Origin of the sequence: Thermomonospora cellulosilytica, from assembly GCF_014138835.1 — a bacterium.
Lineage (GTDB): Bacteria > Actinomycetota > Actinomycetes > Streptosporangiales > Streptosporangiaceae > Thermomonospora > Thermomonospora amylolytica.
The window spans coordinates 1,334,030-1,360,183 of the sequence record NZ_JACJII010000001.1 but is presented as its reverse complement, the minus strand read 5'-3'; the positions used below and the strand labels follow the sequence as shown (position 1 = coordinate 1,360,183).

The 26,154-nt window shown below is 72.3% G+C and carries 25 protein-coding genes; 15 read left to right on the top strand and 10 right to left on the bottom strand.

The features are described 5' to 3' along the window. Positions 1–73: 73 nt before the first annotated feature. The 4 genes from HNR21_RS06595 to HNR21_RS06580 all read right to left on the bottom strand — a co-directional run bounded on the left by HNR21_RS06595 (position 74) and on the right by HNR21_RS06580 (position 3,611). Positions 74–1,225, bottom strand: a complete 1,152-nt coding sequence (locus HNR21_RS06595; RefSeq protein WP_182704466.1) for a CU044_5270 family protein — start codon at positions 1,223–1,225, stop codon at positions 74–76. After that, positions 1,218–1,814, bottom strand: coding sequence for an RNA polymerase sigma factor (locus HNR21_RS06590; RefSeq protein ID WP_182704465.1), 597 nt, complete (start codon positions 1,812–1,814; stop codon positions 1,218–1,220). The genes HNR21_RS06595 and HNR21_RS06590 overlap by 8 nt, the downstream gene beginning before the upstream one ends. A gap of 97 nt (positions 1,815–1,911) precedes the next feature. Further along, a complete protein-coding gene (locus HNR21_RS06585; protein WP_182704464.1) occupies positions 1,912–3,027 on the bottom strand; it encodes a CU044_5270 family protein in 1,116 nt (371 codons plus the stop codon). Further along, positions 3,024–3,611, bottom strand: coding sequence for an RNA polymerase sigma factor (locus tag HNR21_RS06580; RefSeq protein ID WP_312880879.1), 588 nt, complete (start codon positions 3,609–3,611; stop codon positions 3,024–3,026). The genes HNR21_RS06585 and HNR21_RS06580 overlap by 4 nt, the downstream gene beginning before the upstream one ends. Before the next feature lie 343 nt (positions 3,612–3,954). Here HNR21_RS06580 and dnaK point away from each other — a divergent pair, with 343 nt between their 5' ends. The 6 genes from dnaK to HNR21_RS06550 all read left to right on the top strand — a co-directional run bounded on the left by dnaK (position 3,955) and on the right by HNR21_RS06550 (position 11,384). Then, the gene (dnaK, locus tag HNR21_RS06575; RefSeq protein ID WP_182704463.1) at positions 3,955–5,808 is read left to right on the top strand and encodes a molecular chaperone DnaK; all 1,854 of its coding nucleotides are present in this window, start codon (positions 3,955–3,957) and stop codon (positions 5,806–5,808) included. Then, positions 5,805–6,464: a nucleotide exchange factor GrpE gene (gene grpE, locus HNR21_RS06570; RefSeq protein ID WP_119726546.1), complete on the top strand. Its 660-nt coding sequence runs from the start codon at positions 5,805–5,807 to the stop codon at positions 6,462–6,464. The genes dnaK and grpE overlap by 4 nt, the downstream gene beginning before the upstream one ends. A 93-nt stretch (positions 6,465–6,557) precedes the next feature. Then, a complete protein-coding gene (dnaJ, locus tag HNR21_RS06565) occupies positions 6,558–7,715 on the top strand; it encodes a molecular chaperone DnaJ (protein WP_182704462.1) in 1,158 nt (385 codons plus the stop codon). Positions 7,716–7,720: 5 nt separating this feature from the next. After that, positions 7,721–8,170, top strand: coding sequence for a heat shock protein transcriptional repressor HspR (locus tag HNR21_RS06560; RefSeq protein WP_182704461.1), 450 nt, complete (start codon positions 7,721–7,723; stop codon positions 8,168–8,170). 20 nt (positions 8,171–8,190) lie between these two features. Further along, the gene (gene clpB / locus HNR21_RS06555) at positions 8,191–10,788 is read left to right on the top strand and encodes an ATP-dependent chaperone ClpB (protein WP_182704460.1); all 2,598 of its coding nucleotides are present in this window, start codon (positions 8,191–8,193) and stop codon (positions 10,786–10,788) included. 428 nt (positions 10,789–11,216) lie between these two features. After that, positions 11,217–11,384 carry a hypothetical protein gene (locus HNR21_RS06550; protein WP_182704459.1) on the top strand — a complete coding sequence of 56 codons (168 nt, stop codon included), beginning with the start codon at positions 11,217–11,219 and terminating at the stop codon, positions 11,382–11,384. Positions 11,385–11,643: 259 nt separating this feature from the next. On the opposite strand, the gene HNR21_RS06545 is transcribed toward HNR21_RS06550, so the two are convergent. From HNR21_RS06545 to HNR21_RS06535, 3 genes are all read right to left on the bottom strand, one after another. Further along, positions 11,644–12,762: a serine hydrolase domain-containing protein gene (locus tag HNR21_RS06545; RefSeq protein WP_182704458.1), complete on the bottom strand. Its 1,119-nt coding sequence runs from the start codon at positions 12,760–12,762 to the stop codon at positions 11,644–11,646. Positions 12,763–12,917: 155 nt separating this feature from the next. Further along, positions 12,918–13,709 carry a MerR family transcriptional regulator gene (locus HNR21_RS06540; protein WP_312880878.1) on the bottom strand — a complete coding sequence of 264 codons (792 nt, stop codon included), beginning with the start codon at positions 13,707–13,709 and terminating at the stop codon, positions 12,918–12,920. Positions 13,710–13,777: 68 nt separating this feature from the next. Continuing rightward, positions 13,778–14,671, bottom strand: coding sequence for an SDR family oxidoreductase (locus HNR21_RS06535; protein ID WP_182704457.1), 894 nt, complete (start codon positions 14,669–14,671; stop codon positions 13,778–13,780). 149 nt (positions 14,672–14,820) lie between these two features. Between HNR21_RS06535 and HNR21_RS06530 the strand changes: the two genes are divergently transcribed. The 3 genes from HNR21_RS06530 to HNR21_RS06520 all read left to right on the top strand — a co-directional run bounded on the left by HNR21_RS06530 (position 14,821) and on the right by HNR21_RS06520 (position 18,841). Next, entirely contained in the window at positions 14,821–16,413 is a 1,593-nt protein-coding gene (locus HNR21_RS06530; RefSeq protein ID WP_182704456.1) for an alkaline phosphatase D family protein, read from the top strand. Between the two features lie 383 nt (positions 16,414–16,796). Next, positions 16,797–18,134 carry an NYN domain-containing protein gene (locus tag HNR21_RS06525; protein ID WP_182704455.1) on the top strand — a complete coding sequence of 446 codons (1,338 nt, stop codon included), beginning with the start codon at positions 16,797–16,799 and terminating at the stop codon, positions 18,132–18,134. Positions 18,135–18,256: 122 nt separating this feature from the next. After that, entirely contained in the window at positions 18,257–18,841 is a 585-nt protein-coding gene (locus HNR21_RS06520) for a tetratricopeptide repeat protein (protein WP_233358870.1), read from the top strand. Positions 18,842–18,852: 11 nt separating this feature from the next. Here HNR21_RS06520 and HNR21_RS06515 read toward each other — a convergent pair whose 3' ends face one another. Beyond that, positions 18,853–19,377: a hypothetical protein gene (locus HNR21_RS06515; RefSeq protein WP_182704454.1), complete on the bottom strand. Its 525-nt coding sequence runs from the start codon at positions 19,375–19,377 to the stop codon at positions 18,853–18,855. 95 nt (positions 19,378–19,472) lie between these two features. Between HNR21_RS06515 and pyrE the strand changes: the two genes are divergently transcribed. After that, a complete protein-coding gene (gene pyrE, locus HNR21_RS06510; RefSeq protein WP_119726534.1) occupies positions 19,473–20,009 on the top strand; it encodes an orotate phosphoribosyltransferase in 537 nt (178 codons plus the stop codon). 48 nt (positions 20,010–20,057) lie between these two features. On the opposite strand, the gene HNR21_RS06505 is transcribed toward pyrE, so the two are convergent. Together HNR21_RS06505 and HNR21_RS06500 are read right to left on the bottom strand one after the other, a co-directional pair. Further along, the gene (locus HNR21_RS06505; RefSeq protein ID WP_157995671.1) at positions 20,058–20,507 is read right to left on the bottom strand and encodes a hypothetical protein; all 450 of its coding nucleotides are present in this window, start codon (positions 20,505–20,507) and stop codon (positions 20,058–20,060) included. 9 nt (positions 20,508–20,516) lie between these two features. Further along, positions 20,517–21,221: a DedA family protein gene (locus tag HNR21_RS06500; RefSeq protein ID WP_233358869.1), complete on the bottom strand. Its 705-nt coding sequence runs from the start codon at positions 21,219–21,221 to the stop codon at positions 20,517–20,519. Positions 21,222–21,463: 242 nt separating this feature from the next. On the opposite strand from HNR21_RS06500, the gene fbaA reads away from it, so the two are divergent. From fbaA to HNR21_RS06475, 5 genes are all read left to right on the top strand, one after another. Further along, positions 21,464–22,486, top strand: coding sequence for a class II fructose-bisphosphate aldolase (gene fbaA / locus HNR21_RS06495; protein WP_119726531.1), 1,023 nt, complete (start codon positions 21,464–21,466; stop codon positions 22,484–22,486). A gap of 113 nt (positions 22,487–22,599) precedes the next feature. Further along, positions 22,600–23,049, top strand: coding sequence for a winged helix-turn-helix transcriptional regulator (locus HNR21_RS06490; protein WP_119726530.1), 450 nt, complete (start codon positions 22,600–22,602; stop codon positions 23,047–23,049). Between the two features lie 107 nt (positions 23,050–23,156). Then, complete coding sequence (locus tag HNR21_RS06485; RefSeq protein ID WP_246442001.1) at positions 23,157–23,675, top strand: GNAT family N-acetyltransferase; 519 nt, start codon at positions 23,157–23,159, stop codon at positions 23,673–23,675. A gap of 88 nt (positions 23,676–23,763) precedes the next feature. Continuing rightward, positions 23,764–24,189, top strand: coding sequence for a DUF3151 domain-containing protein (locus tag HNR21_RS06480; protein ID WP_119726528.1), 426 nt, complete (start codon positions 23,764–23,766; stop codon positions 24,187–24,189). 526 nt (positions 24,190–24,715) lie between these two features. Continuing rightward, positions 24,716–25,999 (top strand): adenylosuccinate synthase, encoded by a 1,284-nt coding sequence (locus tag HNR21_RS06475; protein ID WP_182704452.1) that lies wholly within the window; start codon positions 24,716–24,718, stop codon positions 25,997–25,999. Positions 26,000–26,154: the final 155 nt, after the last annotated feature.

Sequence of the window (26,154 nt, the reverse complement as noted above, 5' to 3'; positions counted from 1 at the left end):
CCCCGCGATCTTTCCCGGACGCACGACAAGGGGGCGCCCTCGCTCGGCGCCCCCTTGCGGTCCCGTGGGTTCGCTACGGGTGTGCGGGTGTGTCGTTCGTCCAGCCCACCTGGTGCACGACGGTGTGGCTCAGCACGGTGCCGGGGGCCATCCCGCGATGCGTGCCGTTCGCCTCGACGACCACCTTCTGCTCGCCGAGGACCCGGTACGTCCCCGGCTCCAGGATGATCACCTGGTCGTAGACGGTGCCGCCGTCGTCCCTCGTGGCGCGCGCCGCCAGGCCGATGCCGCGCCGTCCGGCCCGGTCGGTGACCGTGCCGATCGACCGGACCCCCGGGGTGTCGGCCAGCAGCCGGAACGCCTCCGCCCGCACCTGCGGGGTGGCCGCCTGGGTGAGGAACCCGTAGATGATCGGCATGTCGAACCGGGCGGCCATCTCCTTCTCGAGTTCGGGCTCGGCCTCCAGCATGAACGCGCGCCTGGCCCGCATCTGGGACAGGCGGTCCTTGAGCCGGCTCGGGTCCGTCAGCACACGGTCCCGGCCCGAGAGCCCCACCAGCGGATCGCACCTGGGATCGGCCGGGGAGGCCGGGGAGTCGGCCGGGGACCCGTCCGCGCACATCTCCGCAAGGCGGCGCTTCCGCTCCGGAGAGATGGCCGAGGAGCGCCAGCCGGTGGATTCGGTGGTGAGGGTGTGCGGCTGGCCGCTGGAGATCACCTTCCACACCCTCGGTGATCCGGCGCGGCGCCAGGCGGCCTCGTCGGCGGGGGTCTGCGGCCTGCTGGGCAGGTCCCGGTCGAAGTTGCGGTCGGGGTCGTCCGTCGAGCGGGCCGTCCACCGGTCGGACTCCCAGCGGTTGCCCTCGACGTTGTAGCCCTCCTTCACCCGGTAGGTGTCCGCATATGTGGTGTGCAGCCGCCAGTACCGCCCCGGCTGCTCCTTCTCGGCGTTCTCGGCCGCGGCCAGCAGGATGGTGCGGGCCGACCCGTCGCCCCCGGGGGTGCCGATCACGACGGGTCCTCCCGCCGTCCCGCCGCCCAGCAGGTTCGTTCCCGCGATCACCGCGGTGGTGGCGGCGGCGACCAGCCCCAGCCCGAACGTCATCCGCCGGCGGGGCCGCCGTGCGGGGCGCTCGCCGGTGATCCGGGCGCGGACCCGCTCCCTGACCGCCGGGTCGGGCTCGGGCCGGCCGTACAGTTCGCGCACCATCGTGATCTCATCCACGGCCGTCCTCCTCCTGCCGCATCGGGTTGACGTCGCCGAGCGCGGCGCGCAGCTTCTTGCGGGCCCGGCTGAGCCGGGAGCCGACCGTGCCGTACGAGACGCCGAGCACGGTCGCGATCTCGTCATGGCTGAGCTCGGCCAGCGCCGTCAGCAGCAGCACGTCGCGTTCGCCCCGGTTGAGCCCCGCGATGGCCGCGGCCAGGTCGGGGCGCAGCCGCCGGGCGCTGACCTCGTCCAGCACCCGGTCCTCGGGGCCCGCCTGCGGCCGGTCGGGGCCGCGGCGTCCCAGCGCGCGCAGCGCCCGCCGCTCCGACCGGCGGTGCCGGCCGATCAGGTTGGTGGCGATCCCGTACAGCCAGGTCCGCACGGCGGCGCGGTCGGCGTCGTAGGTGTGCCGTTTGCGGAACGCGGTCGCGAACGTCTCGGCGACCACGTCCTCGGCGACGTCCGGCCCCAGCCGGGCCGCGACGTACCGGTGGATCTCGTCGAAGTGCAGGTCGAAGACCTCGTCGAAGCGGTCCGCCACGGCCTGCAACGGCCGGGACCGGCGGACCGCCGCGGGTTCCCCGGCCCGCGACAGGGCCGTCATCGGGGTCTTCCAGTCATGAGGGGGCCTTCCTGGAAAAGGACAGCGGTCACGGGGTATCACCCGTGACCGCCGTTCGCTTTCCCGCAGCGGATCCCCGTCAGGGTAGGGAGGGCGGCTGCGGCCTGGTGTCGGTCCACCCGACCTCGAGGTAGACCGTGGCCATCTCCTTGTCGATCCGGGCGCCGTCACGGCCGGCCGTGATGTTGCTGGACAGGACCGAGGAGGTGGCCGGGTCGACGATCAGGCGGGTCGTGGTGGTGGCCCCCTGGTACGAGTTGGTGATGACGATGCCGACGCCGGTGCGGCCCTGCGGGTCCTTGACCCTCCCCAGGCTGCGTGCCTCGGGCATGTCGGCCAGCGCCCGGAACGCCGCCGCGCGGACCTTGGGCGGCGCGGGCACCTGGGCCAGGAGGGCGGTGAGGGACTGGGCCGCGTAGATGGCCTGGGCCTCGGGCGGCACCGGGTTGGCCCTGTCCGGGTTCTCCTTGTCGTCCCGGAGCCGGGTGAGGGTGAGCGCCGCCCGCAGCGCCCGCGGGTCGGTCGGCAGAGACTGCACCTGCTCGAAGGTCAGCCACCGTTCACCGATCGAGAATCCCCTGGTCTGACCGGCATCGATCAGCGTTCCCGGTCGCGGCGCGGTGTGCAGGTGGATCCTCTGGCGGTCCACGGTGTCGCCGACGCCCAGGTCCCATCGGGTGGGGGAGCCGTCCTTGCGCCAGGCGGCCTCGTCGGCCGGTGTCCTGGGGCGCGCCCCCGCCAGGCGGTCGCCGACCCACTCCCTGCCCTGCCGGGTCGTCCAGTGCTCGCGGATCCGGAGCCTCTCCATCGTGTAGCGGTTGTCCTTCGGGCCGACCGTCACGGGCAGGGCCGTCAGCGTCTTGACGCGCCAGTAGGTCCCCTTGGCGTCCGGGGTCGTGGTCGCCTTCTCGGCGGCGGCCAGCAGCACGGTACGGGCGGACAGGTCCTGGGCGGAGGGCTGCGGGGCGGGATCCGGCGGCGTCGTTCCGGACACGGCCACGGCGACCGCCACCGCCGCGGCGGCCCCGGCCAGGCCGAGGCCCAGCGGCCAGCGCGGCATCCCGAACCGGCGGCGCCGCCCGGCCGGAGCGCGCCCGCCGGAGACGGCGCCCCGGAGCCGTTCCCGGCCCTCGGCCACGGTCCGCTCGGACGGGTTCTCGTCCAGCATCTCGGCGATCATCTGCAGTTCGTTCATCGGGCCTCCTCCTGGCCGAGGGCGGCACGCAGCTTCCTGCGGGCCCGGCTGAGCCGCGACCCGACCGTGCCGTAGGGGATGTCGAGGGCCTGGGCGACCTCCTCGTGGGCCAGCCCGCTCAGCGCCACCAGCAGCACCACGTCCCGTTCGCCGCGCGACAGCTTCGCCAGCGCGCGGGCCAGGGCGGGCTGCATCCGTTCCGCCGTCACCAGGCGGACGACCCGGTCCTCGTGGCCGCCGGTGGTGTGCCGCTCCGCACCGGCGCGGGCCAGCGCCCGGTAGCGCCGGACCTCGTCCCGCCGGTGCTGGGCGACCAGGTTCGTGGCGATCCCGAACAGCCAGGGCCGCACCGCCCCGCGCCCGGGATCGAACGTCCCGCGCTTGTGGAACGCGATCAGGAACGTCTCGGCCGCCAGGTCGTCGGCCGCCTGCGGCCCCAGCCGCCCGGCGACGTACTTGTAGACGGCCGTGAAGTACCGGTCGTAGATGGCGGTGAACCGTTCCGGCTCGTGCAACGACCGCCGCAGGTCGGCGGCATCGGGAGGATGGGCGGCCTGGTCGGCCATGTCGGCCTGCGCGGTCACGCGACCGTCTCCGTCATGCGGGCACCTCTCAGGGGTGAACGTCAAGCTTCACCCACACTCCGGCGAAGCGCCCGATCTCTTTCACGCTCCGCCGCCGCGGCGCGTCCCGCCGCCCGGACCCCCCGATCCGCCCCGGTCCGGGAACGGAATAGCGGGCTCAACCGTCTTGTTAGTATGGGCAGCAGCAAAGTTGAGTCCGGTCGACTCAAGTGATTTGACACGGTAGGACGGCGCGGGCACCCTGTGCTGCAGAACGGACTGCAAACCCGTGCCCGCCGGGGGACGGGCACCGACGAAGCGGCCGCCCCGGGGGACGGCCGAGTGACGACGGAGGACGAAGACCATGGCACGTGCGGTCGGTATCGACCTCGGGACGACCAACTCGGTCGTCGCGATTCTGGAGGGCGGCGAGCCCACCGTCATCGCCAACGCGGAGGGGTCGCGGACCACGCCGTCCGTCGTCGCCTTCGCCAAGAACGGCGAGGTCCTCGTCGGCGAGGTGGCCAAGCGCCAGGCCGTCACGAACGTGGACCGCACCATCCGGTCGGTCAAGCGCGAGATGGGCACCGACTGGAAGACCACCATCGACGGCAAGGACTTCACGCCCCAGCAGATCAGCGCGTTCGTGCTGCAGAAGCTCAAGCGGGACGCCGAGGCCTACCTGGGCGAGAAGATCACCGACGCGGTGATCACGGTGCCCGCCTACTTCTCCGACCACCAGCGGCAGGCCACCAAGGAGGCCGGCCAGATCGCCGGCCTGAACGTGCTGCGGATCATCAACGAGCCGACCTCGGCGGCGCTGGCCTACCACCTGGAGAAGGAGAACGAGGCCACCATTCTGGTCTTCGACCTCGGCGGCGGCACCTTCGACGTGTCCCTGCTGGAGGTCGGCGACGGCGTGGTCGAGGTCAAGGCCACCAGCGGTGACAACCACCTGGGCGGCGACGACTGGGACAACGCCATCGTCGACTGGCTGGTGAGCCGGTTCAAGAACGCCCACGGCGTGGACCTGTCCAAGGACAAGATGGCGCTGCAGCGGCTGCGCGAGGCCGCGGAGAAGGCCAAGATCGAGCTGTCCGGCTCCACCGAGACGCAGATCAACCTGCCCTACATCACCGCCTCCGCCGAGGGCCCGCTGCACCTGGACGAGAAGCTCACCCGGGCCGAGTTCCAGAAGATGACCGCCGACCTGCTGGACCGCTGCAAGGGCCCGTTCCAGCAGGTGATCAAGGACGCCGGGATCAAGGTCTCCGACATCGACCACGTGGTGCTGGTCGGCGGCTCCACCCGGATGCCCGCGGTCAGCGAGCTGGTCAAGGAGCTGACCGGCGGCAAGGAGCCCAACAAGGGCGTCAACCCCGACGAGGTCGTGGCGGTCGGCGCCAGCCTGCAGGCCGGCGTGCTCAAGGGCGAGGTCAAGGACGTCCTGCTGCTGGACGTCACCCCGCTGAGCCTGGGCATCGAGACCAAGGGCGGCATCTTCACCAAGATCATCGAGCGGAACACCACCATCCCGACCAAGCGGAGCGAGGTGTTCACCACCGCCGACGACAACCAGCCGTCCGTGGAGATCCAGGTCTACCAGGGCGAGCGGGAGATCGCCGCGTACAACAAGAAGCTCGGCCAGTTCCAGCTGGTGGGCATCCCGCCGGCGCCGCGCGGCGTGCCGCAGATCGAGGTCACCTTCGACATCGACGCCAACGGCATCGTCAACGTGCACGCCAAGGACCTGGGCACCGGCAAGGAACAGAAGATGACCATCACCGGCGGCTCGGCCCTCCCCAAGGAGGACATCGAGCGCATGATGCGCGAGGCCGAGCAGTACGCCGAGGAGGACCGCCGGCGCAAGGAGGAGGCCGAGGTCCGCAACCAGGCCGACACGCTGGCCTACTCGACCGAGAAGTTCCTGCGGGAGAACGGCGACAAGGTCCCCGAGGACGTCAAGAAGGAGGTCGAGGACGCCGTCGCCGAGGTCAAGAAGAACCTCGAGGGCTCCGACGTGGACGCCATCCGCTCCAGCGCCGAGAAGCTGGCCCAGGTCAGCCAGAAGATGGGCGCCGCCATCTACGCGCAGAACCAGGGCGGTGAGGCGACCGCCGACGCCGGCGCCGGTGCGGGCGCGACCGGTTCCTCCTCCGACGACGAGGTCGTCGACGCCGAGATCGTGGACGAGGACAAGAAGGACGGTGCCGCGTGAGCTCACCTGACAAGGGTGAGGAGCGCGAGGGCCCGGTGATCCGCGACAGGCGGCGGATCGACCCGGAGACGGGCAAGGTCCGGGAGCAGGCCGCCGAGGAGGCGGCCGCTCCCGGCCCCGCCGCCGAGCCGGACACCGCCTCGGCTCCCGCCGGGGACGAGATCGACGCGCTGAAGGCCCAGCTCGAGGAGCGCACCGGCGACCTGCAGCGGCTGCAGGCGGAGTTCTCCAACTACCGCAAGCGGGTCGAGCGGGACCGGGTGGCGGTCCGCGAGCAGGCGCTGGCCAACGTGCTGACCGAGCTGCTGCCGGTGCTCGACGACATCGGCCGGGCCCGCGACCACGGCGAGCTGACCGGCGGCTTCAAGTCGGTCGCCGAGGCGCTGGAGGCCACGGTCACCAAGCTGGGGCTGCAGCGGTTCGGCGAGAAGGGCGAGCCGTTCGACCCGACGGTGCACGAGGCGCTGCTGCACTCCTACTCCTCCGAGGTGACGGAGACGACCTGCAGCCAGGTGCTCCAGCCGGGCTACCGGATCGGTGAGCGCATCCTGCGGCCGGCCCGGGTCGCGGTGGCCGAGCCGGGCGAGCCTCAGCAGCAGGAGCAGGAGCCGGCCGCCGAGACCTCCGGCGAGTCCGGATCGTCCGACGACGAGTGAACCCGTCCGCCCGGCCCGCGCCCCGCGACGGCGCGGGCCGGGCGGAGCCCAGAACCTGACGACCAGAACGCGAGAGTACGAAAGCGGGGCGCCGTGAGCACCAAGGACTTCCTGGAGAAGGACTACTACAAGGCCCTTGGTGTTTCGAAGACGGCCACCCAGGACGAGATCAAGAAGGCCTACCGCAAGCTGGCCCGCCAGTACCACCCGGACGCCAACAAGGGCGACCGGGACGCCGAGGAGCGCTTCAAGGAGATCTCCGAGGCGTACGACGTGCTGAGCGACGAGAAGCGCCGCAAGGAGTACGACGAGGCGCGCCGGCTGTTCGGCGCGGGCGGGTTCCGCGGGGCCCCCGGCGGCGGGTTCGGTTTCGACCTGGGCGACCTGTTCGGCCAGGGCCAGACGGCCGGGGCGGGCGCCGGAGACCGGCTCGGCGACCTGTTCGGCGGCCTGTTCGGGCGGTCCGGGACGCGCACCGGCGCCCGGCGGGCCCGCCGCGGCGCGGACGTGGAGACCGAGGCCACGCTGACGTTCGGCGAGGCGATGGACGGGGTGACCGTTCCGCTGCGGCTGACCAGCGAGGCGGCCTGCCCGCACTGCCGGGGCACCGGGGCCAGGGCCGGGACCGTGCCGCGGGTCTGCCCGTCCTGCGAGGGCACCGGGCAGGAGACCCGCAACCTGGGCACGTTCGGGTTCTCCGAGCCGTGCCGCGAGTGCCGGGGCCGCGGGCTGGTGGTCGACGACCCGTGCCCCAACTGCCACGGCAGCGGCCGGGCCACCGGCACCCGCACCATCCAGGCCCGGATCCCCGCCGGGGTGGCCGACGGGCAGAAGATCCGGCTCAAGGGCAAGGGCGCGCCCGGCGAGAACGGCGGCCCGGCCGGCGACCTGTACGTCACCATCAAGGTCAAGCCGCATCCGGTGTTCAGGCGCAGCGGCGACAACCTGACCGTGACGGTGCCGGTGACGTTCGCCGAGGCCACGCTGGGCGCCCAGATCAAGGTGCCGGTGCACCGCGGGATGCCGGTCACGCTGAAGATCCCCGAGGGCACCCCCAACGGCCGTACGTTCCGGGTCCGCGGACGCGGCGTCCCCCGGCGCGACGGCACCAAGGGCGACCTGCTCGTCACCGTCGACGTGCAGGTGCCGCAGAAGATCGACGACACCATGCGCGAGGTGCTGGAGCGGCTGCGCGCCACCGACCACGGTGAGTCGCTGCGGGCCGAACTGCTCCAGTTGGCGAAGGAATGATCCCGATGGACCATTTCGGCGACGACACGCCCGTCTACGTGATCTCGGTGGCGGCGCAGCTGTCCGGCCTGCACCCGCAGACGCTGCGCACCTACGACCGGCTGGGACTGGTGTGCCCGGGCCGCACCGCCGGCCGGGGCCGCCGCTACTCGATGCGCGACATCGTGATGCTGCGCGAGATCCAGCGGCTGTCCCAGGAGGAGGGCATCAACCTCGCCGGGATCAAGCACATCCTGGAACTGCAACGCGACAACCAGCGGCTCCGCGACGAACTGGCCCGCATGCGCGCCGCCCTCGAGGAGCTGTCCAACGAGCTCGAATCCACCCGCGCGGTCGCCGCCCGGCTGGCCGGCCAGCTGCGGCGCGGCGGCCAGGCCGCCCCCACCGGCGGCGACCTGGTCCCGATCCGGCAGACCAGCGTGGTGCTGTGGCGCGAGCGCGATGACCGAACCTGAACGAACATCGGGGAACGAACGTGGACTACAAACTGACACGCAAGAGCCAGGAGGCGGTGTCGGTCGCGGTCCGCCGGGCTGCGGCCGAGGGTCATCCCCAGGTCGAGCCGCTGCACCTGCTGGTGGCGCTGCTGATGCTGCCCGAGGGCACCGCCGTCCCGCTGCTGGAGGCGATCGGCGCCGACTGGCAGGCGGTGCGGCGCGAGGCGGAGGAACGGCTGGACCGGCTCCCGAAGGCGGCCGGCTCGACGGTGAGCAGCCCGCAGATGTCGCGGCAGCTCATCGTGGCGATGAACACCGCCGGCAACCGCGCCCGGCAACTGGAGGACGAGTACGTCTCCACCGAGCACCTGCTGGTGGGGCTGGCCGCCGACGGCGGTCCGGCCGCCGAGGTGCTGCGCGAGGCCGGCGCCACCCCGCAGGCCCTGCTGGAGGCGTTCGAGAAGGTCCGCGGGCACGCCCGCGTCACCAGCGAGGACCCCGAGACCACCTACCAGGCGCTGGAGAAGTACGGCGTCGACCTGACCGCGCGCGCCCGTGAGGGCAGGCTCGACCCGGTGATCGGCCGGGACACCGAGATCCGCCGGGTGGTGCAGGTGCTGGCCCGCCGGACCAAGAACAACCCGGTGCTGATCGGCGAACCCGGCGTCGGTAAGACCGCCGTGGTGGAGGGCCTGGCCCAGCGGATCGTGGCCGGGGACGTCCCCGAGTCGCTGCGCGGCAAGCGGCTGGTGGCCCTGGACCTGGGCGCGATGGTGGCCGGCGCCAAGTACCGCGGCGAGTTCGAGGAACGCCTCAAGGCCGTGCTCACCGAGATCAAGGAGAGCGAGGGCCGGATCATCACGTTCATCGACGAGCTGCACACCGTCGTCGGGGCGGGCGCGGCCGAGGGCGCGATGGACGCCGGCAACATGCTCAAGCCGATGCTGGCGCGCGGCGAGCTGCGCATGATCGGCGCGACCACCCTGGACGAGTACCGCGAGCGGATCGAGAAGGACCCCGCCCTGGAGCGCCGCTTCCAGCAGGTGTACGTGGGCGAGCCGTCGGTGGAGGACACCATCGCGATCCTGCGCGGCCTCAAGGGCCGCTACGAGGCGCACCACCAGGTGCAGATCGCCGACTCGGCGCTGGTGGCCGCCGCGACCCTGTCCGACCGCTACATCACCGCCCGGTTCCTGCCGGACAAGGCGATCGACCTGGTCGACGAGGCCGCGTCCCGGCTGCGGATGGAGATCGACTCCCGTCCGGTGGAGATCGACGAGCTGCAGCGCGCGGTGGACCGGCTGCGGATGGAGGAGCTGGCGCTGGCCAAGGAGTCCGACGAGGCCTCCAAGCAGCGGCTGGAGCGCCTGCGCCGCGACCTGGCCGACAAGAACGAGCAGCTGAGCGCGCTGGTCGGCCGGTGGGAGCGGGAGAAGGCCGGGCTCAACCGGGTCGGTGAGCTCAAGAAGCGCATCGACCAGTTGCGCGGCGAGGCCGAGCGCGCCCAGCGGGACGGCGACCTGGAGACCTCGGCGCGGCTGATGTACGGGGAGATCCCGGCGCTGGAGAAGGAGCTGGCCGCCGCCACCGAGCAGGCCCAGACCCGGGAGGCGATGGTCAAGGAGGAGGTCGGGCCCGACGACGTCGCCGACGTGGTGGCGTCCTGGACCGGCATCCCCGCCGGGCGGCTGCTGGAGGGCGAGACCACCAAGCTGCTGCGGATGGAGGAGGAGCTGGGCCGCCGGCTGGTCGGGCAGACCGAGGCGGTCAAGGCGGTGTCGGACGCGGTGCGCCGGGCCCGTGCCGGGGTGTCGGACCCGGACCGGCCGACCGGGTCGTTCATGTTCCTCGGCCCGACCGGCGTCGGCAAGACCGAGCTGGCCAAGGCGCTGGCGGAGTTCCTGTTCGACGACGAGCGCGCGATGGTGCGCATCGACATGTCGGAGTACTCCGAGAAGCACAGCGTCGCCCGGCTGGTCGGCGCCCCGCCCGGCTACGTCGGGTACGAGGAGGGCGGCCAGCTCACCGAGGCGGTGCGGCGCCGGCCGTACTGCGTGGTGCTGCTGGACGAGGTGGAGAAGGCCCATCCGGAGGTCTTCGACATCCTGCTGCAGGTCCTCGACGACGGCCGGCTGACCGACGGGCAGGGCCGCACGGTGGACTTCCGCAACACCATCCTGATCATGACCTCGAACCTGGGCTCGCAGTTCCTGGTGGACCCCACCATGGAGAGCGCGGCCAAGCGGGAGGCGGTCATGACCGCGGTGCGCTCGTCCTTCAAGCCGGAGTTCCTGAACCGGCTGGACGACGTGATCGTCTTCGAGGCGCTGTCCACCGACGAGCTGACCCGGATCGTGGACCTGCAGGTCGACCGGCTGGCCCGCCGGCTGGCCGACCGCCGGCTCACCCTGCGGGTCACCGACGCGGCCCGCGAGTGGCTGGCGCTGACCGGATACGACCCGCTGTACGGCGCCCGCCCGCTGCGCCGCCTGGTGCAGACCGCGATCGGCGACCAGCTCGCCCGCGAACTGCTGTCCGGCGTCATCGGCGAGGGCGACGAGGTGGTGGTGGACCTCGACGAGTCCGCCGACCGCCTCACGGTCAAGCCGTCGTCGTCGGTCACGCTCGACAAGTGATCCCAGGTCGCAATGGCCGTCTCCACCTCCGGGCGGGGACGGCCATTTTTTCTCGCCTTTTTCTGTTGACAGCCTCGGGCTCCGGGCTGCTAATGTCGTGCGCATGGAGAAGTGATCCCTCCGGGTTGAGCCCCTGAACCGGCCGTCCTCCGGCCCCCTTGGCCGCAGGCACGCGCCCTCCGCGCTCCCCACATCGCCGTTCCGGCACTCGCTCGATCGCCTCGCTTCGTACGCTCACGAACCCGTTCGCACGGCGGCCGTTGACCGTCCCGCCGCGCACACCGGCCCGTGACCTGCGACCGGCGCGTTCCCGCCGAACGCTCCGGCAAGCCGATCGTCCCGCGATTCCCGTTCCGGCGACGCCATTTCACGTCCATTTTCCAACGGCCGCCGAGGCCGTAATTCAGCCTGCCCGGAGGTGTCCCTTCATGCGAAATGTCGACCCTGCCAATAAAGCCGCCAAGAAGGTCGGGAAGACCGCCGACCCGGCCTCCCGCCTCGGCGGGTTCCCGGACCGCCGCTCCGCCGCCCTGGCCCGCGGCGCCCGCCCCAACGCCCGCCGCCTCCCCACCCGCAACATGACCCGAGGCCGCTGACCCGCGCCCGACGATCGGCGCGGGCGACACCTCACCCAGCTCGGCGTCCCCGCACGAACCGAGGCCGCCGACCCCCGAAGGGCCGTCCCACCCGGGACGGCCCTTCCCCGTCTCCGCCTTCCCCGCAGCGCCGAGGGCGGCGAATGCCACCGCGGTGCGTTCTCGGTTCGCCGTCCGGGCCGGCGGCATCGGCGCGGTGATCCGTCGGCCCGATGCCGGTCGCCGGTGGTGAGGGCGGTCTCGCAATGGACGTGCGGGTTCAGCAGAGGGCGGTGGTGAGGGCCTTGGTGAGGTCGTCTTTCTGGGCCTGGGTGCCGCCGGGGTTGAGGTTGGCCATGACGGAGGCCCGGCGGCCGCTCGTGGTCGCTCCGGCCAGAGCGGTGAAGCCGAGCATGTCGCCGCCGTGGCCCCAGAAGCCGTCGTCGGAGCAGGGCAGCGGACGCCACTGCAGGCCCAGGCCGTACCGTGCGCCGGACGAGCCGCCGGTGGGCATGGCGGTCATCATCTGGCGCCGCTGGGCGGGGCGCAGCAGGCGGCCGTGCAGGAGCGCGCCGAAGAAGCGGTTGAGGTCGGCGGCGCTGGAGATCATGCCGCCGGAGGAACCGGCCAGGGTCGGGTTGAGGTGGGTCAGGTCGAGCAGGCCGTCGGGCGTGCGGACGTATCCGCGCGGATGCGGCGCGGGGATGCCGGGATCGTCACCGGGGACGCTGGTGCCGTGCAGCCCGAGGGGTTCGATGATGCGCCGCTCGATCTCCTCGCCGTACGGGCGTCCGGTGACGCTCTCGACGAGCATGCCGGCGAGCAGGTAGTTGGTGTTGGAGTAGTCCCACCGCCGACCGGGTTCGAAGAGCCTGGGGTGCTGGAGGGCGATGTCCACCAGTTCCCGCGGCTCCCAGTGCCGCAGCGGGTCCCGCAGGAACTCCTGCGGGGTCCGGTGGTCGAGAACGTCCGGCAGCCCGCTGGTGTGCTGGAGCAGGTGCCGGACGGTGATCTCGCGTCCGTCGTTGCCGTTGCCGCGCACCACCCCGGGCAGGTGACGTTCGATCGGCTCGTCCAGAACGACCCGCCCCTCGCCCACGAGCTGGAGCACCACCGTCGCCACGAAGGGCTTGGTCAGGCTGCCGATCCGGAACCGGCTGCGCGGGTCCATCGGCGCCCCGGTCCGCACGTCCGCCACGCCACTGGCGATCGCCGTGCGGCCACGCCGGTCGCGTACCTCGGCCAGCGCCCCCGGAGCCCCGTCCTCCGTGGTCAGCCGCCGCATCACCTCCCGCAGCTCCGCGTGGCCCGTACCCGCCCCCGCCGTCCCGGCGGAGGACACGACCGCCGTCATGGCCAGAGCGGCCGCGGCCCCCACCGCCATCGCGCGTCGCAGCATGTCGCCTCCTTGATCGTGAGGCCGCCACGCTACGAAGCCCGGCATCGCTCCGGCATCGCCCCCAGGGCCCATCGGCCGTCTCCCTCCCGGGAGGCACCGGCGGCGGGTGGCATCGACCCGGAGTTCCGGCGGGCGAACGCCCGGGTCCGCCTGGTTCAGCGTTCCCGGCCCGCTGCCCTCCGCTCGGCCGGGGAACGGTCCGGTGCGGTCAGGCGCGGGGTGAGGTGGGTGAACTCCTTGCGGATGCGGCGGTCCATGGCCCTGGCGAAGTGCTCGTCGGCGACGGTGCGGGTGACGGGCCGCAGGCGTTCGACGGACTCGGCCAGCCGGGCCAGCTCGGCGGGCGTCGGCGGATCGCCCATGCGGTCGACGAGGTGGCGGCGGGCCAGCCGGACGAACGTGTAGGCGATCCGGTCGAAGGCGGCCTCCAGCTCCCAGCTCAGCGCCAGGATCTCGGCCAGCGGGATGCCCTCGGCGACCAGCGCGGCGGTGGCCTCCATCAGACGCGGCACCCGGTGCACGATCCGGTCGCCGCGGATCTCGATGTAGCCGAGCTCGGCGGCCTCGTCGAGCACCTCGGGGGTGAGCTGGTCGCCGAACAGCCCGGCCAGCTCGTCCATGGTCATCTCGGTCTCGGCCTGCTGGCTCCACGGCGCGGTCACCGCCCACTCGAAGCCCAGCAGCTCCCCCACGTCGCGGCCCTGCTCCCAGGCGGCCAGCAGTTCCTCGATGCCGTCCAGCCGGTATCCGCGTTCCAGCAGCTCGGAGATCAGCCGCAGCCGTTCCAGATGCCCCTGCGAGTAGACCGCCACCCGCCCGCGCCGCCGCGGCGGCGGCAGCAGCCGGCGCTCCTGGTAGTAGCGCAGCGTGCGAACGGGCACCCCCGCCGCCTCGGCCAGCTCCTCGATCCGGTACTCCCGCTCGGCCTGCGCCGCCTCCTCGCTCACCCGATCACCGTACCGCCCGTCCCCCACTCTGCCATCTCACACTGGCAACCACGCCGCCCTTCTCTCGCCTACTCCCGGGCCTTCCCGGAGTCGGCGGAGGAGGCCGCGGCGCCGCCCGCGCCCACGAGGGCGCTGGGGGCGCCGGCGGCGAGCCAGCGGCGTTCGAAGTCGGCCATGACGCGGCGGGCGTGGCGGGTGACGACGGCCGGGACGAAACCGCGGACGAGCTGCATCGCGGGGATCCAGCGCTGGCCGTAGACGTGGGCGCGGCGGCGGACGATGCCGTCCACCAGGCGGTCCACGGTGGGCTCCAGCGGGTAGGTGCGGCCCGCGGGGAACGGCAGGCCCGCGCGCATCTCGCGGAGCACCTCGTTCTCGTCGGCGCCCCGGACCATGTCGGTGTCGGTCCAGCTCAGGTAGCCGACGCCGACCCCGACGCCGTGCGGGGCCAGCTCGGCGCGCAGGCAGTGGGCGAACGCCTCGACGCCGGACTTGCTGGCGCAGTAGGCCGCCATCATCGGGGCGGCGCACAGCGCGGCCAGCGACGCGACCTGGAAGAAGTAGCCCCTGCTCTCGCGCAGCGCCGGGACGAACGCACGGGCGGTGGCCACACTGCCCAGCAGGTTGACCTCGATGACCTTGGCGAACGTGCGGGGGTCGGAGTACTGCACGGGGCCGCCGGTGGCGATGCCGGCGTTGGCGACGACCACGTCGACGCGGCCGTACCGTTCGACGACCTCGGCGGCGGCGCGCGCCATGGCCTCGTCGTCGGTGACGTCGACCTCCCACCAGCCGGCGTCCCGGCCGCAGGACTCGGCGACCCCGGCCAGCTCCTCGGGCTCCAGCCCGAGCAGCGCGAGGGTGGCGCCGCGGGCGGCGAGCCGCCGGGCGATCAGCGCGCCCAGGCCCCGGGCCGCCCCGGTGACCACCACGACCTGTCCTGCCGCACCCGCCCTCGCCATCGCGGCCGCCTCCTCGTCCCCTCAGAACGCCACTTCGAAGATGCCAGTCCCAACTGGCAATGACGGCAGGGTAAACCATCATCGCTACCCACCGGTAGCCCCGCCGGACGGTGGACGCGGCCCCCGCGGGTGCACTAGAGATGCCAGATATGACCGAACTGGTTCTGGGCCCCCTGCTCCGCCACGTGGACGAGCGCACCGCGACCGTCTGGGTGGAGACCGACCGCCCCTGCGAGGTCGCGGTCCTCGGCGCCGCCGCCCGGACGTTCACCGTGCACGGCCACCACTACGCGCTGGTGGAGATCGACGGCCTGGAACCGGGCTCGCAGACCCCCTACGAGGTGCGGCTGGACGGGGAGGTGGTCTGGCCGGAGCCGGGCGAGGACCGGTTCCCGCCCAGCGTCATCCGCACCCCGGGCGGCGGCGAGCCGCTGCGGCTGGCGTTCGGCTCCTGCCGGCGCAGCCCCGACCCCGAGGGCGTGCACGGCCCCGACGCGCTGTCGGCGTACGCGCACCGGCTGGCCGGGGGCGGCGAGCGGCCGACCGCGCTGCTGATGATCGGCGACCAGGTGTACGCCGACGAGCTCGGCGACGAGATCCGCGCGTTCATCCACCGGCGGCGCGGCGCCGACAGCGAACCGCAGGGGGAACTGGCCGACTTCGAGGAGTACACCTACCTCTACAGGCTGGCCTGGCGGACCGACCCGGCGGTGCGCTGGCTGCTGTCCACCGTCCCCACCTACACGATCTTCGACGACCACGACGTGCGGGACGACTGGAACACCTCCTACGCCTGGCGCGAGGAGATGTGGTCGCAGCCGTGGTGGCGCAGGCGCATCATCGGCGGGCTGGCCTCGTACTGGATCTACCAGCACCTGGGCAACCTGTCGCCCGCCGAACGCGCCGCCGACCCGCTGTACGCGCGGATCCGGGACGCCGGTGACCGGGACGTCGCCGACCTGGTGGACGAGTTCGCCGAACAGGCCGACCGGCGGCCCGACAGCACCCGGTGGAGCTACGCCCACGACTTCGGCGCCACCCGGCTGATCATGGTGGACAGCCGCTGCGCCCGGCTGCTGACCCCCGACCGGCGCGCCATGCTCGACGACGCCGAACTGGCCTGGCTGGACGAGCAGTGCCGGGGCGACCGCGACCACCTGCTGATCGCCAGTTCCCTGCCGTACCTGCTGCCGCGTTCCATCCACCACGCCGAGAACTGGAACGAGGCGATGTCCGGCGGCGCCTGGGGCCGGGCCGGCGCCCGGCTCGGCGAGAAGATCCGCCAGGCCGCCGACCTGGAGCACTGGGCGGCGTTCGAGGGCTCCTTCCGCGCGGTCGCCGAGGACGTGACCGCGGTGGCGCGGGGCGAACGCGGCGCCGCGCCGGCCAGCATCGCGTTCCTGTCCGGCGACGTGCACTACTCGTACCTGGCGCGGGTCACCGCCCCGGACACCACGACGCCGATCTCACAGGTGGTGTGCTCGCCGCTGCGCAACCCGCTGGCCGGCCGGTTCCGCTGGGCGAACGTGGCAGCCTGCAGGCGGGGAACGGCCTGGATGTTCCGCGGGCTGGCGGCGCTGGCCCGGGTGCCGAGGCCGCCGCTGCGGTGGCGGCTGACCCGGGGACCGTGGTTCGACAACATGATCGCCACGATCGAGATCGACGGCCGGCGGGCACGGGTCCGCTGGGAGGCCGCCGACGGGACGAGCCTGGTGGAGCGCTCCGCCGCGACGTTGTCGTGATCGGCGCGTGATGCGGATGCGTGAACTCTTGATGTCCTCTTAATACCGTCGGCCGCCGGTTCCATCTACGATCGAACCGCCGGTCGGACGCCCCTGTAAAAGATCATGGTGAAGCGTTCCGGTCGGCCGGAACGGCTGGTAGCGTCCACTCCCAGCGTTCGTGGAGGTCCGCGTGGTGAGTCGATGGCCGATCGCCGGATCGCCCTGCGGCGGCCGGGGCCTTCACTACGCTGGAGGTGCCCGGGGTCCCCGCGCAGACCGGCGTCCGCCCAGCGGGGCCGTGGGTCACCGGCCACATCACCGGCAAGGTCGGCGGATCCCTCCGGTCCGGCCAGCGGAGCCGGCCGCCGAACGGGTCCCCTACTGAGGAAGGGCGGTGCGACATGGATCGCTGTGCGCTGTTCGTGGACGCCGGCTACCTGCTGGCGGACGGCGCGATGGCGGTGCATGGCACCCGCCACCGGGAGACCGTGTCCTGGGACTTCGCCGGGCTGCTGCAACTGCTCGGCAACCTCGGCCGCGAGCGCACCGGGATGCCGCTGCTGCGCTGCTACTGGTACGAGGCCACCGTCGAGGGCCGCCGTTCCCCCGAGCACGAGGCGCTGGCCGACCTGCCCGGGCTCAAGCTGCGGCTGGGACGGATCCGGCCGGGCCGCCGCGAGGGCGTGGACACCGAGATCCACCGGGACCTGATGACGCTGGCCCGCAACCGGGCGATCTCCGACGCGATCGTGGTCAGCGGCGACGAGGACCTGGCCCCCGCCATCGCCGACGCCCAGGACCTCGGCGTCCGCGTCACCGTCGTGCACGTCGCGGTGGACGGCAACTGGACGATCTCGCGGACGCTGCGCCAGGAGTGCGACGACCTCATCGAGATCGGCGCCGGCCACCTGCGCCCGTACGTGAACCTGCTCAGCGGCCTCGACCAGGGCGGCGGCTCGGTGTCGCCGCTGTCCAACGGGCACGGCACCAGCACCGGGCAGACCGTCTCCTCGATGCCGACCGGCCCGCACTCGGCCCCGCCGCCGGCCTCCCCCATCACCGGCCGGCCGCCGGTCGGCGGGTCGTCCTCCGGCGGCGGATCGTCGTCGTCGAGCAGCGGCCCGCAGTCGCTGCCGTCCTCCTCCAACGGGTCGTACGGATCCTCCCTGGGTAACACCGGGATGCGGAACCTGGGGACCACCTCCATGGACCAGCCGCCCTCCACCGGCTACGGCTCCCTGGGCAACACGAACGGCACGACCTCCAGCGGCCCCCAGATGCTGCCGCCGTCGCCGCCCATGCAGTCCGCCCCGACCCCGTCCCCCGGGTACGGCCAGCCGCCGTCGCCGGGCTCATCCGGCTCGTCGGGCTCCGGAGGCTCGCAGCAGACGCCCCCGCAGTCCTCGCCCCCGCCGGTCGTTCCGCAGCAGAGCAGCCCCTACACCGGCCCGCAGCAGCTCTCCCCCCTGCCGGCCGTGCCGCAGAACCAGGCCCCCACCCTGTCCGACGCGGTGAAGGCCGCGCACAAGGAGGGCCAGGACTTCGGCGAGTCGGTGGCCCGCGACGCCCCCGCCCTCTGGCTGGAGGCCGTCCTGGCCCGCAAGCCCCGCATGCCCTCCGACCTGGAGGCCCGTCTGCTGCAGGGCTCCTCCCTGCCGATCGACTTCCTGCTGCACGACGAGGTCCGGCACGCCCTGCGCCGGGGCTTCTGGGACGCCCTCGAACGCTCTCGCCGCTGACCGCGACCGGCCCCGTGATCGGTCCCGCGGCCGGGACGTACGGGCGGGCGAAACTCGAATCGGGTTCGCGATCATCCGCAAATACCCCGCTTCGGGAGGCGACCGGCGGGTAGCGTTGAACCGTGACGCATGTGACGGAAGACGATCTCGACGATCTGGAGTTCGACACCCTGCGCACTGGCGATCACACGTCGGCCGCGCGGCGCCTGTCCGAGCTGGCCGCGTCGGTGTCCGGAGGGGTCTCCCGCGCGAACGTCCTGCTGCGCGCCGGCGAGCAGTGGCAGCACGCCGGGGACCACGCCAAGGCCGCCGACCTGTACCGGCAGGCGATCGAGGACGGCGGCGAGACGTACGGGGACCCCCGCGCCTACCTCGCCGACGCCCTGTTCGAGCTGGGCGAGACCGGCGAGGCCCGCTCCCTGCTCGACCAGATCCGCGCCGACCGCCCCCGCGACCCCGAGGTCTACCGCACCGTCGCCGAGATCCTCTACGCGCACGGCGACATGACCGGCGCCTACGACTGGGCCACCTCCGGCGCCGACATGGTCCTGTCCCTCCGCGAGCAGGACCCCGGCAACGAGGAGAACCTCATCGCCGAGGACAGCCTCGAGGCCCTCCTCCGCCTCCGCTACCGGGCCCGCATCGACCTCGGCCGCCCCGAGGACGAGTACGACGCGATGCTGGACGACCTCCTCAAGACCTCCTGACCCGAACGCCCCTAGAGGGTGGTGATGAGGGCGTTCAGGGTGGCGGCCAGGTGGGTTTCGGACTGGGTGTAGAGGGTTTTGATCTGCCAGCCGCGTAGCCGGGCCTGGCGCAGCCGGGGGGTCTCGTCGGTGGTGCTCAGGTAGCCGCAGGGGGCTTCCGGCCAGTCGGCGGGGACCGGGGCCGTGTCGTTGGGGGCGTGGCCGTGGCCGTGGCCTGTTGCGGGCGTACGGTGCACGGGGAGGTCGGCGTCCAGGAAGACGTAGGCCCCCACGGGGCGGTGGGCGGCGCGTTGGGCGGCGGCTATGGCGGGCAGCAGGGGGCCCGCGGTGCCCTGACCGACCAGCACCAGGGGGACGGTGGGGCCTGCGGCGGCTATGACCAGGGAGGCGCGGGCCACGTAGCGCATGCCGCCCTCCTCGCGGATGTCCGGGGTGATGACGTCGCGGCCGTACGAGCGCAGCAGTTCGGGAACGTCCCCCCAGGCGGCAGCGGTGGCGTGCGGGGGGTGCAGCAGGATCAGCGAGCCGGGCGTCACGGCGCTGTCCGGCCCCTGCGGAATCGACGCGGCATTCAGCCGAAGGTACACCGTGACGGACCGGTCACGGTATGCCCGCCACTAGGGTTCCTCACGTGAGCGACCGCGAAGAGCTGCTGCAAGAGATCAAGAAGAAGGCCGTGGTGCACGGCGACTTCATCCTGTCGTCGGGCCGGCGCGCCAGCTGGTACGTGGACCTGCGGCGGGTGACGCTGGACGGGCACGCCGCCCCCCTGGTGGGCCGGGTGATGCTGGAGCTGACCGCCGACCTCGACTACGACGCGGTGGGCGGCCTCACCCTGGGCGCCGACCCGGTGGCGACCGCCATGCTGCACGCCGCCCACGCCCAGGGCCGCCGCCTGGACGCCTTCGTCGTCCGCAAGGCCGGCAAGACCCACGGCCTCCAGCGCCGCATCGAGGGCCCGGACGTGGCGGGCCGCCGCGTCCTGGCCGTGGAGGACACCTCCACCACGGGCGGCTCCGTCCTCACCGCCGTCGAGGCCCTCCGCGAGGCCGGCGCCGAGGTCGTCGCCGTCGCCACCATCGTCGAACGAGGCGCCGCCGAACGCCTGGCCGCCGAGGGCCTGGCCTACCGCTCCGCCTACCGGATGGCGGACCTCGGCCTGGACTGACGGCCGACGCCGTGCGGAGCTGTGGGGGTCACCCCCCACAGCTCGCTCTCACTGATTTCGCTCGGGAACCTCCCACTCGCCCCGGCCGCCGTCCGGATCCTCGGCTATCTCGCCGTAGATGCGGACCTCGACCGAGGTGGAGTCGTACACGACCACGTTCAGCGGTACCTGTTCGTATCTGCGGGTCTCGCCGGGGCCGAGCACGCCGCGCTGCAGGACCGCCCCGCCGCTGCCGGACACCTTCACGAAGACCTCGGTCGGTTTGCCGATGACGGTGATCTGCAGGGGAGGGGCGGTCGGATTCGACGGCTCCGCGGTGTCGCCGCCGTCGGCGGTCTCACTGGCCGCCCGGCTCGGCGACGGGCCCGGTGACGGGGCGGTGAGCGCGTTGAACAGCGCCAGTCCACCGACGACGACGAGTGTCAGCGCCGCCGCCACGGCGAGGGCCGCGAAGAGGATGCGCGCGAGACCCCTAGGGTCCGACCGATGACGTCCCACATGGGGAGGTTAGCGAGAACTGTCACCGCTCAGCGACGGTCGCGACTCTTCGGCGGCCATCTTGTTGCCTGCGCGGCGGTTCTCGGAGCGCGCCTTGAGGACTTCGCGGAGGATCGGAATCACCGAAAGCAGGATGATGACGAAGATTCCGGGCAGGATGTAGGTCTCGATGTTCGGGATCTTCGAACCGAGAAAGTGGCCCGCCAGGAACAGCCCGTCGGTCCACAGCACCCCGCCGATCACGTTCCACAGGAAGAACTTGCGGGCGTCCATCCCCAGCATCCCGGCCAGCGGGTTGAGGAAGGTCCGCACGATCGGGATGAACCGCGCCAGCACCACCGCCTTGGCCGGGCCGAACTTCTCGAAGTAGTACTCGGCCTTGTCCACCCACTCCTGGCGGAAGATCCGCGAGTCGGGCCGGTCGAACAGCTTGCGCCCGTATCTGGCGCCGAGCCAGTGCCCGAGCTGCGCCCCGGCGATCGCGCACAGGGGCCCGCCGACCAGCAGCACCGGCAGCGACAGGGGTTCGTCCAGGCCCAGGCCCTGCGCGGCCGAGCCGACGGTGAAGATGCCGGCCGCGAACAGCAGCGAGTCGCCGGGCAGGATGCAGCCGAACAGCAGCCCGGTCTCGGCGAAGATGATCGCCAGGATGCCGGCCACGCCGAAGGCCAGGATGAGTTTCTGGGGGTCTAGGAAGTTCACCGCGAGATCCACACCGTGAGCTTAACGGGCCACGCCCGGCGTTTCCCTCCGAAGCGGCACACCGGCAGGCCCCCGCACCCCCTCTCACCAGGCCAAGCGGGACCGGTCCAGGCCGCCCCGGCGGTGCTTTCCGGCGGCCCGTCCGCGATACTGGGCCCTAGGCTGGCCGGTGGCGTCCCCACCGGGGGCGGCCCCCGTCACAGGGCCGGTCATGGCACCTCGCAGCGGACAGGCGTGAAGAAAGGACGTTCACAATGCCCATCGCGACCCCTGAGGTCTACGCGGAGATGCTCGACCGCGCCAAGCAGGAGGGCTTCGCCTTCCCCGCGATCAACGTGACCTCGAGCCAGACGCTGAACGCCGCGCTGCGCGGGTTCGCCGAGGCCGAGAGCGACGGCATCATCCAGATCTCCACCGGCGGCGCCGAGTACCTGTCCGGCACCGCCGTCAAGGACATGGTGACGGGCTCGGTCGCCTTCGCCGAGTACGCCCGGGTGGTGGCCGCCAAGTACCCGGTCAACATCGCCCTGCACACCGACCACTGCCCCAAGGACAAGCTGGACGGCTTCATGCGGCCGCTGGTGAAGATCTCCCAGGAGCGGGTGGCCAACGGGCAGGAGCCGCTGTTCCAGTCGCACATGTGGGACGGCTCGGCGGTGGAGCTGCACGAGAACCTGCAGATCGCCGCGGAGCTGCTGGAGGAGTGCGCCAAGGCCCGCGTGATCATGGAGATGGAGATCGGCGTCGTCGGCGGTGAGGAGGACGGCATCGTCGGCGAGATGAACGAGAAGCTCTACACCACCGCCGGTGACGCGCTGGCCACCGCCGAGGCCGTGGGCGTGGGCGAGAAGGGCCGCTACATCCTGGCCGCCACCTTCGGGAACGTGCACGGCGTCTACAAGCCGGGCCACGTGAAGCTGCGCCCGGAGGTGCTCAAGGAGATCCAGGAGGCGGTCGGCGCCAAGTACGGCAAGGACAAGCCGTTCGACCTGGTGTTCCACGGCGGCTCGGGCTCCTCGCTGGAGGAGATCCGCCAGGCGGTGTCCTACGGCGTCGTCAAGATGAACATCGACACCGACACCCAGTACGCGTTCACCCGCCCGATCGCCGACCACATGTTCCGCAACTACGACGGCGTGCTGAAGGTCGACGGCGAGGTCGGCAACAAGAAGCAGTACGACCCGCGCTCGTACGGCAAGGCCGCCGAGGCCGGCATGGCCGCCCGCGTGGTCACCGCCTGCGAGGACCTGATGTCGGCGGGCAAGAAGCTCAAGTAACGCCCGTCTGGCCCGTCACGGCCGTGACCGCCCCGTCCGGGGCGGTCACGGCCGTCGCCGTTCCGTCTGTGCGACGAAGGAGTTTTGTCACGCAACGCGGGTAGCCTCATAGCGTGTTGCCGCGCACCTACGAGACGCAGAACTGCTCGATCGCCCGCGCCCTGGAGGTCGTCGGGGATCGCTGGACGCTGCTGGTGATCCGCAGCGCGTTCGAGGGGGTGCGGCGCTTCGACGACTTCACCGAGCATCTGGGCGTCGCCCGCAACGTCCTGACCGACCGCCTCAACCGGTTGTGCGACGAGGGCATCCTGCGCAAGCACCGCTACTCCGAACGCCCCGAGCGCCACGAGTACCGCCTGACCCGCAAGGGCGTCGAACTCTGGCCCACCATCATGACCCTCCTCAAGTGGGGCGACCGCTACTACGCCGCCGACGGCCCGCCCGTCGTGGTCCGCCACCGCGGTTGCGACGGCGCCCTCACCGAACGCCTGACCTGCGACTCCTGCGGCGCCCCTCTGGGCCCCACCGACGTGGAGGCCCACCCCGGCCCCGGCGCCCGCTGACCCCGCCCGCATCCCCGCCGGGGGGGACGAAACCGTTCACGGACATGTCACACCTCGCACCCCTCAAGGGTTGCTTGAAGCAACCCACATGCGGTCCAATGGGTTTCATGACGCAACTCAATGGAGAGGGCGATCACCTCCGGCTGGAGGACGTGCGGGTCCGCCCGTACGGCATCACCGACGCGCCCCGGCTGCGCCGCATGTCGGCACGGCTGTCCACGGCCAGCCTGTTCACCCGGTTCTTCACCGGGACCCCGTACATCCCCGAGACGTACGTCCGCAGGCTGGACCGCCTCGACCACTGGAACCACGAGGCGCTGGCGGCCCTGCTCGACGACGACATCGTGGGCATCGCCGAGTACGTCCGCGACCGCGCCGACCCGCACCGCGCCGAACTGGCGGTCCTGGTCACCGACCCCTGGCAGCACCACGGCGTGGGCCGTCTCCTGGTCGGCTGCCTGGCCCGCATGGCCGCTCGGCGGGGCATCACCGCGTTCGGCGCCGACGTCCTCCTGGAGAACCGCGCCGCCCTGTCCGCCGTCCACACCGGCTGGCCCCTCGCCCGGCCGTCGTACGAGGACGGCTCGGCGACCTTCCGCCTCCCGCTCGCCCCGACCGCCGCCTAGAGCTCTCCATCGGCGCACGGGCACAGACCGCCCGACCACGCCCGCCACCTGAACAGGCGGAACGGCCGGGGCGAACTACGATGACGGCATGAGCCAGAACCTGCTCGGCGGACCGCCGCCCACCGAACTTCCGGACAACCCCGAAGCCCGAGAGGCTCTGGAGAACGGCGTGGACCCGGTCGAGGTCGCCGCCAAGCACCCGACCTACTCGGCGGCCTGGGCGGCCCTGGCCGACCGCGCGTTCGAGAACAAGAACGTGATCGAGTCCTACGCGTACGCGCGGACCGGCTACCACCGCGGCCTGGACCAGTTGCGCCGCGCCGGCTGGAAGGGCCACGGCCCGATCCCGTGGGAGCACGAGCCCAACCGCGGCTTCCTGCGCGCCCTGCACGCCCTGGGCCGCGCCGCCGCCGCGATCGGCGAGACCGAGGAGGCCGAACGCTGCCGCACCTTCCTGCGCGACAGCAGCGCCGAGGCCGCCGACACCCTGGAGTCCGCCGACCGCCCCTCCTGACCGACGGTCCCCCGGGTCGACCGACTCCTCACCCAACGGTTCACCCGTCTCCTCCAGGGGTAGAGCCCGGAGCGCCAGCGACCCGATAATCCGGCGGGGGTCTGGGGGCGGAGCCCCCAGGACTTCCACACCAACTCGAGACAGGCCACTCCTCGATCGGCCGGAGCGGAGCCCCCAGGCGGAGCTCCGGCCGATCGAGCGCGGTCGGGCCACCGCAGCCGCCCCGTCCGGAGCGAGCCGCCAGGCGAGCGCAGGACGGGGCGGCGAGGATGGTCCGAGCCGCGCGCGGGGGGCGTGGGGGGTCGCCCCCCCACAAAGAAGCAGGTACGATTTGCCTGCAAGAGGCCCCTTCGCGCTTGCGCACAGGGGCCTTCGTCGTGAGAGGGATGTGGCCGCCGCCGGTGTGCCGCGGAGGAGATTCCCCTGATGCCTGCCAGCGCCCTCGCCGGACTCCCCGGTGGTGCGGACATGCAGGGGCCGCAGCGTACCCCCGGCCACCGCACAGCCGCTTGAAGGAGATGACCTGATGCCTGCCATCGTGCTTGTCGGCGCCCAGTGGGGAGACGAGGGCAAGGGCAAGGCCACGGACCTGCTCGGCGGGGACGTCGACTACGTCGTTCGTTACCAGGGCGGTAACAACGCCGGCCACACCGTCGTCATCGGCGACAAGAGCTACGCGCTGCACCTGCTGCCGTCGGGGGTGCTGTCCCCGGACGTGATCCCGGTGATCGGCAACGGGGTGGTGATCGACCCCGGCGTGCTGCTCGGCGAGATCGACGGGCTGGCCGAGCGCGGCGTCTCCTGTGAGCGGCTGCTGATCTCGGCCGACGCGCACCTGATCATGCCCCACCACCGGGCGCTGGATAAGGTCACCGAGCGGTACCTGGGCAAGGCCCGGATCGGCACCACCGGGCGCGGCATCGGCCCGGCCTACGCCGACAAGATCAACCGGATGGGCATCCGGGTGCAGGACCTGTTCGACGAGGGCATCCTGATGCAGAAGCTGGACCTGGCGCTGCGCGAGAAGAACCAGGTCCTCACCAAGGTCTACAACCGGCGGCGGATCGAGACCGGCCCGGTGGTGGAGGAGTACCTGCGGTACGGGGAGCGGCTGCGCCCGTACGTCGCCGACACCACCCTGGTCCTGAACCGGGCGCTGGACGAGGGCAAGGTCGTGCTGCTGGAGGGCGCCCAGGGCACCCTGCTGGACATCGACCACGGCACCTACCCGTTCGTCACCTCCTCCAGCCCCACCGCGGGCGGCGCCTGCGCGGGCTCCGGCATCGGCCCCACCAAGATCAGCCGGGTGATCGGGATCCTCAAGGCGTACACCACCCGGGTCGGCTCCGGGCCGTTCCCCACCGAGCTGACCGACGAGATGGGCGAGTACCTGCGCAAGACCGGCGGCGAGTACGGGGTGACCACCGGCCGGGACCGCCGCTGCGGCTGGTTCGACGCGGTGATCGCCCGCTACGCCACCCGGGTGAACGGCATCACCGACTACTTCCTGACCAAGCTGGACGTGCTGTCGGGCCTGGAGCGGATCCCGGTCTGCGTGGCCTACGACGTCGACGGCGTGCGGCACGACGAGATGCCGCCGTCGCAGACCGAGTTCCACCACGCCAAGCCGATCCTGGAGTACCTGGACGGCTGGCAGGAGGACATCTCCGGCGCCAAGACCTTCGAGGACCTGCCGCCGAACGCGCAGACCTACGTCCGCGCCATCGAGGAGATGTCCGGCGCGCAGATCTCCGCCATCGGCGTCGGCCCGGGCCGCGAGCAGACCCTCTCGATCCGTCCCCTGGTCTGACCGCGGCTCACCGGCCGTCCGCGCGAGGAACGGCGGCGCCGGGACCGGCTCGTGGCCGCCTTCGCCGAACACGCTCGGCACATCACGGCCGGCGGCCTGGCGGCCCGGCACACCGCCCTCCAGGTTCGTCACGGAGAGTAGCGATCACGCCCGGG

Excerpts from the sequence above, each read along its gene's own strand:
- HNR21_RS06590 (WP_182704465.1), bottom strand. The coding sequence starts at position 1,814 with ATGACGGCCCTGTCGCGGGCCGGGGAACCCGCGGCGGTCCGCCGGTCC.
- HNR21_RS06585 (WP_182704464.1), bottom strand. The coding sequence starts at position 3,027 with ATGAACGAACTGCAGATGATCGCCGAGATGCTGGACGAGAACCCGTCC.
- dnaK (WP_182704463.1), top strand. The coding sequence starts at position 3,955 with ATGGCACGTGCGGTCGGTATCGACCTCGGGACGACCAACTCGGTCGTC.
- HNR21_RS06560 (WP_182704461.1), top strand. The coding sequence starts at position 7,721 with ATGGACCATTTCGGCGACGACACGCCCGTCTACGTGATCTCGGTGGCG.
- HNR21_RS06550 (WP_182704459.1), top strand. The coding sequence starts at position 11,217 with ATGCGAAATGTCGACCCTGCCAATAAAGCCGCCAAGAAGGTCGGGAAG.
- HNR21_RS06545 (WP_182704458.1), bottom strand. The coding sequence starts at position 12,762 with ATGCTGCGACGCGCGATGGCGGTGGGGGCCGCGGCCGCTCTGGCCATG.
- HNR21_RS06535 (WP_182704457.1), bottom strand. The coding sequence starts at position 14,671 with ATGGCGAGGGCGGGTGCGGCAGGACAGGTCGTGGTGGTCACCGGGGCG.
- HNR21_RS06530 (WP_182704456.1), top strand. The coding sequence starts at position 14,821 with ATGACCGAACTGGTTCTGGGCCCCCTGCTCCGCCACGTGGACGAGCGC.
- HNR21_RS06525 (WP_182704455.1), top strand. The coding sequence starts at position 16,797 with ATGGATCGCTGTGCGCTGTTCGTGGACGCCGGCTACCTGCTGGCGGAC.
- fbaA (WP_119726531.1), top strand. The coding sequence starts at position 21,464 with ATGCCCATCGCGACCCCTGAGGTCTACGCGGAGATGCTCGACCGCGCC.
- HNR21_RS06485 (WP_246442001.1), top strand. The coding sequence starts at position 23,157 with ATGACGCAACTCAATGGAGAGGGCGATCACCTCCGGCTGGAGGACGTG.
- HNR21_RS06480 (WP_119726528.1), top strand. The coding sequence starts at position 23,764 with ATGAGCCAGAACCTGCTCGGCGGACCGCCGCCCACCGAACTTCCGGAC.
- HNR21_RS06475 (WP_182704452.1), top strand. The coding sequence starts at position 24,716 with ATGCCTGCCATCGTGCTTGTCGGCGCCCAGTGGGGAGACGAGGGCAAG.